This window comes from Mesorhizobium sp. M7A.F.Ca.AU.001.01.1.1, from assembly GCF_004022735.1.
Classification (GTDB): domain Bacteria; phylum Pseudomonadota; class Alphaproteobacteria; order Rhizobiales; family Rhizobiaceae; genus Mesorhizobium; species Mesorhizobium ciceri.
Window position 1 is genome coordinate 1 of the sequence record NZ_RZPF01000564.1, and the last position, 4,446, is coordinate 4,446.

The following is a 4,446-nucleotide window of genomic DNA, read 5'->3' on the forward strand; positions in this document are numbered from 1 at the left end:
CTTCATCACCGGCAAGGGACAGGGCGAGCTGATCGCGGTGGCGCTCACCGACAAGATGGCCGACGGCCTGTCGATGGTCTACTCCTACTTCAATCCCGATTTCGAGGAGCGGTCGCTCGGCACGTTCATGATCCTCGACCACATCGCCCGCGCCAGGGCGATGGGCCTGCCCCATGTCTATCTCGGCTACTGGGTCAACGGCTCGCGCAAGATGAATTATAAGATGCGCTTCATGCCGCAGGAGCATCTCGGCCCCAAGGGCTGGGAGCGCTACACCAACGAAGCGGTTTCACGCTGAGCTTTTCCAAGGTCCGCCTTTAAACTGTTTCAAGGCAGGGGATGCTGGTCTTTCAGCCGGTTGGCTGGAGAGAGTGCGCCATTGCACCGGCCGGCCGCCAGCCTGCATTTCATTGCGAAAGTTCCTGCATGTCCTCTCATCACGATCACCAGAAAGGTCTTTTGATAACCGCCATCGGCGGGCTCACGCTGACTGTCGACATACCGTTGATCCGCCTCGCCGACGGTGGCGCATGGACGATCATGCTGCTGCGCACCGGCACAACTTTCGTCGCGGCCATGGTCATCTGGTCGGTCTGGCGGGCACTCAGCCGAAACGCCCCGCCGCTGATCCCCGGCTGGTCCGGCCTGATCGTGGCGATATGCTACGGGCTGACCGGGATCACCTTCGTCACCGCCGTCTACCACACCTCGACCGCCGACCTGGTGTTCATCCTGGCCTTCAACACCGTCTTTGCGGGGTTGCTGTCCTGGATATTCCTGCGCGAGAGGCCGCGGCTGGTGACCATCGCGGCGATGGCGATCATGATCCTCGGCGTGCTGGTCATCGTCGGCGGCTCGGTCGGCACCGGCAAGCTGTTCGGCGATTTCATGGCGCTGTGCTCGGCCTTCTTCATCGCGGTGGCCATCACCATCTCGCGCGCCAGCGGCAAGGACATGGGATTCACCTCGCTCGTCGGCGTCCTTCTGCCGCTCGCGCTGGCGGTCTTCATGGTGTCAGGCGAAGGCTTTCATGTGAACGCGCCATGGTGGATCGTCTTCAACGGCGCCATCATCATGCCGATCTCGTTCTTCTGCCTTGCCGCCGGGCCGAAATACATTTCAGGACCGGAAGTGGCGATGTTCTACCTGCTCGAAACGGTGCTGGCGCCGGTCTGGGTGTGGATGATCTTTGCCGAGGCACCGACCCGCAACAGCCTGATCGGCGGCGGGATCCTGATCGTCACGCTCGTCGCACACTCGCTCTGGCAGCTGCATGAAGGGCGTAAGCGCCGGGTCGACTTCGCGGTGCATCACCCGGTCTAGCGACAATTCGGCTTACGGCGCAAAGCCGGTCGTTATCAGGCGCTGGCTTTCTTCGCCGCATTGGATTCCGGCAGGACCTCGATCTGCGGACCGGACTCGATTTCGGCCGCCGAATCGGCGGCCGTCTCGTCGGCCAGCTCCACTTCGCGCAGCCATTCGCGCCAGATGGCCACGAGCAGCGCCATAAGCACCGGGCCGATGAACAGGCCGAGGAAACCCATAGTCTTGACGCCGCCGATCAGGCCGAAAAAGGTCGGCAGGAAGGGCAGTTTTATCGGCCCGCCGACGAGCTTCGGACGCAGTGTCTTGTCGACGATGAACAGCTCGACCGCACCCCAGAGGAACAGTGCCAGCCCGGCCATCGGCGAGCCGCTGGCGGCGAGGTAGATCGAGACCAGCGTGAAGGACAGCGGTGCGCCGCCGGGGATCAGCGCCATGACGCCGGTCAGGGCGCCAAGCGTGACCGGCGACGGCACGCCGGCCAGCCAGTAGGCGATGCCCAGCACCAGCCCTTCGCCGATGGCGATAACGGTCATGCCGGTCACGGTCGAGGAGATCGTCGCCGGCACGACGCGCGAAATCCGCTCCCATCTGGTCGGCAGGATGCGCTCGCCGAGACGGTCGACCTGGCCCGCAAAGTGCTCGCCGTCGCGATAGGCGAAGAACAGCGCGATCATCATGAACAGCAGCGTCAACAGCAGGCCGAAAGCACTGCCGCCTGCGGCCAGCACGCCGCGATAGATGCTGCCGATATTAGCGCCGCTGACCAGCTGGATCAGCTCACCAATGCCGCCGGGATGGCCGAAATTGGTGGTCCACTGTTCGTTCAGCCACTCGCCCACGACAGGCATGGTGGCGATCCAGTGTGGCGTCACCGCGCCGTGGCGGTTGGTCTCGATCGCCCAGGCGACCCATTCGCGGACCTCGTTGATCGCATAGGTGCCGGCGAGCGCGATCGGGATCACCAGGAAGGCGAGGATGAACAGGATGGCGAAGGTCGCGGCGATGGTGCGGTTGCCGCCGACCGCGACAAGCAGGCGGCGGTAGAGCGGCCAGCTGGCGAAAGCGATGACGAGCGCCGCCAGCACCGGAAACAGGAAGCCGTGGAAGAAATAGACGCCGGCGGCAACGATCAGCACCAGCAGCCAGCGTGCCGCCGACAGCGGCGGGATGACGGCTGCCCTGAGCGGCGTCGACAGGCCGAAGAGGCGCTGCTGCCGTTCCGGTTTCTGGATTCTTGCTTCCTTCAAACGCCTGGCTCTCCCAAACACCCCTCCTGTCTATGCACTGATATAGTGCAGCAATCGTGACGATAGTCCAAATGAGATGGTGAAGCTGCCAATCTCCCCCCTCGTGGGGGAGGCCCGGCAGGACAGAGGGGGGTGTGAAGGATCGCGGCCTTGGATTTGGACCGTGAGCCGCAAACCAATCGAGTATCTGTGAACTCGACCGTCGGCGGGACAGCGCCCCCCTCTCCCTGCCGGGCATCTCCCCCACGAGGGGGGATCGGCAGCTTCACTCGCTACCCAAATTTCCCCGTCCTCGGGAATCCCTTCGGCACCATGCGTCCGGCCGAGGCACGGGCGCCGATCCATTCAGCCAGTTCCTCGCGCGACCTTGTGAAGGTGCGGTCGGCTGAATCCTGCCAGGAGAGGCCGCTCTCCAGCGTGAACGGCTTGAGATCGAGAAGGCCGCCATCCTTGTATTTCTGCAGGCGCACGCCCTTGCCGCGGCCCATCTCCGGAATCTCTGCGAGCGCGAACACCAGCATTTTGCGATTCTCGCCGACGATGGCGAGATGGTCGCCGGTGACCGGGATGCAGCGCTTGGCTTCGTCCGGCGCCTTGACGTTCATCACCTGCTTGCCCTTGCGGGTGTTGGCAACGACTTCCTCCTCCGGCACGATAAAACCGTTGGCGTCGTGCGAGGCCAGCAGCAGCTTGCGCTTCGGATCGTGAACGAAGGCGGTGACGATGTCCTGGTCATTGTCCATATCGACGATGATGCGGATCGGCTCGCCATGGCCGCGCCCGCCAGGCAGCCGGTCGGCGCCGATGGTGTAGAACTTGCCCCCGGTGGCGAAGACCAGCACCTTGTCAGTGGTCTGCGCATGGAAGGCGAGCTTGAGGCTGTCGCCCTCTTTGAAGGTCAGCGTCGAGAGATCGGCCAGATGCCCCTTCATCGCCCGCAGCCAGCCCTTTTCCGAGACGACGACGGTGACCGGCTCGCGCTCGATCATGGCATGGGCGATGTCGGTCAGATCATGCTCGGGCGCGTCGGCGAACTGGGTGCGGCGCTTGCCGAGCTCGGTCTCCGGACCGAACTTGTCGCGGATGTTGGTGACTTCCCACTTGATCGTCGCCCACTGCTTCTCGTTTGAAGCAAGCAGTGCCTCGATCTGCTTTTTCTCCGCGCTCAGGCCGTCGAATTCCTTGCGGATCTCGAATTCTTCAAGCTTGCGCAGAGCGCGCAGCCGCATGTTGAGGATGGCTTCGGCCTGGGTGTCGGTGAGCGACCAGCGGGCCATCATGACCTGCTTTGGCTCATCCTCCTCGCGGATGATCCTGATCACCTCGTCGATGTTGAGGTAGGCGATCAGGTAGCCGGCAAGTATCTCCAACCGTCTTTCGATTTCGCCGAGGCGATGTTTCGAGCGGCGGACCAAAACCTCGCGGCGGTGCTCGAGCCACTCCTGCAGCACGCCCTTCAGCGACAGCACGTTGGGCACCTTGCCGCGCGACAGCACATTCATGTTGAGCGGGAAGCGGCTTTCGAGCTCGGTCAGCTTGAACAGCGATTCCATCAGGATGCCGGGGTCGACCGAACGGCTCTTCGGCACCAGCACGACGCGGACGTCCTCGGCGCTTTCGTCCCTGATGTCCTCGAGCAGCGGCAGCTTGCGCGCCATCAGCAGCTCGGCGATCTTCTCGATCAGCCGCGCCTTCTGCACGCCGTACGGGATTTCGGTGACAACGATGCTCCAGGTGCCCCTGCCCTGGTCCTCCTGGAACCACTTCGAGCGCACGCGAAAGCCACCGCGACCGGTTTCGTAGGCTTCGAGGATCGAGGCGCGGCTGTCGACGATGATGCCGCCGGTCGGGAAATCCGGCCCCTGGACAAAGT

General features: G+C 63.6%; 4 protein-coding genes. 2 read left to right on the top strand and 2 right to left on the bottom strand.

Features of this window, described 5'->3' with window-relative positions:
• On the top strand, window positions 1-298 hold a 298-nt coding region (locus EN884_RS27100), incomplete at its 5' end, for a GNAT family N-acetyltransferase (protein WP_128360832.1).
• A gap of 128 nt (window positions 299-426) precedes the next feature.
• Window positions 427-1,323, top strand: coding sequence for a DMT family transporter (locus tag EN884_RS27105; protein ID WP_063167756.1), 897 nt, complete (start codon window positions 427-429; stop codon window positions 1,321-1,323).
• A 35-nt stretch (window positions 1,324-1,358) separates the two neighbouring features.
• On the opposite strand, the gene EN884_RS27110 is transcribed toward EN884_RS27105, so the two are convergent.
• Both EN884_RS27110 and EN884_RS27115 read right to left on the bottom strand, forming a co-directional pair.
• Window positions 1,359-2,573, bottom strand: a complete 1,215-nt coding sequence (locus tag EN884_RS27110; protein ID WP_063167755.1) for an AI-2E family transporter — start codon at window positions 2,571-2,573, stop codon at window positions 1,359-1,361.
• A 272-nt stretch (window positions 2,574-2,845) separates the two neighbouring features.
• Window positions 2,846-4,446, bottom strand: a 1,601-nt coding sequence (locus EN884_RS27115) for a DNA gyrase subunit A (RefSeq protein ID WP_128360833.1), incomplete at its 5' end; no start/stop codon positions are given.

What these genes read in the sequence shown, in the direction of transcription:
- EN884_RS27105 (WP_063167756.1), top strand. Translation starts at nt 427, where the DNA reads ATGTCCTCTCATCACGATCACCAGAAAGGTCTTTTGATAACCGCCATC.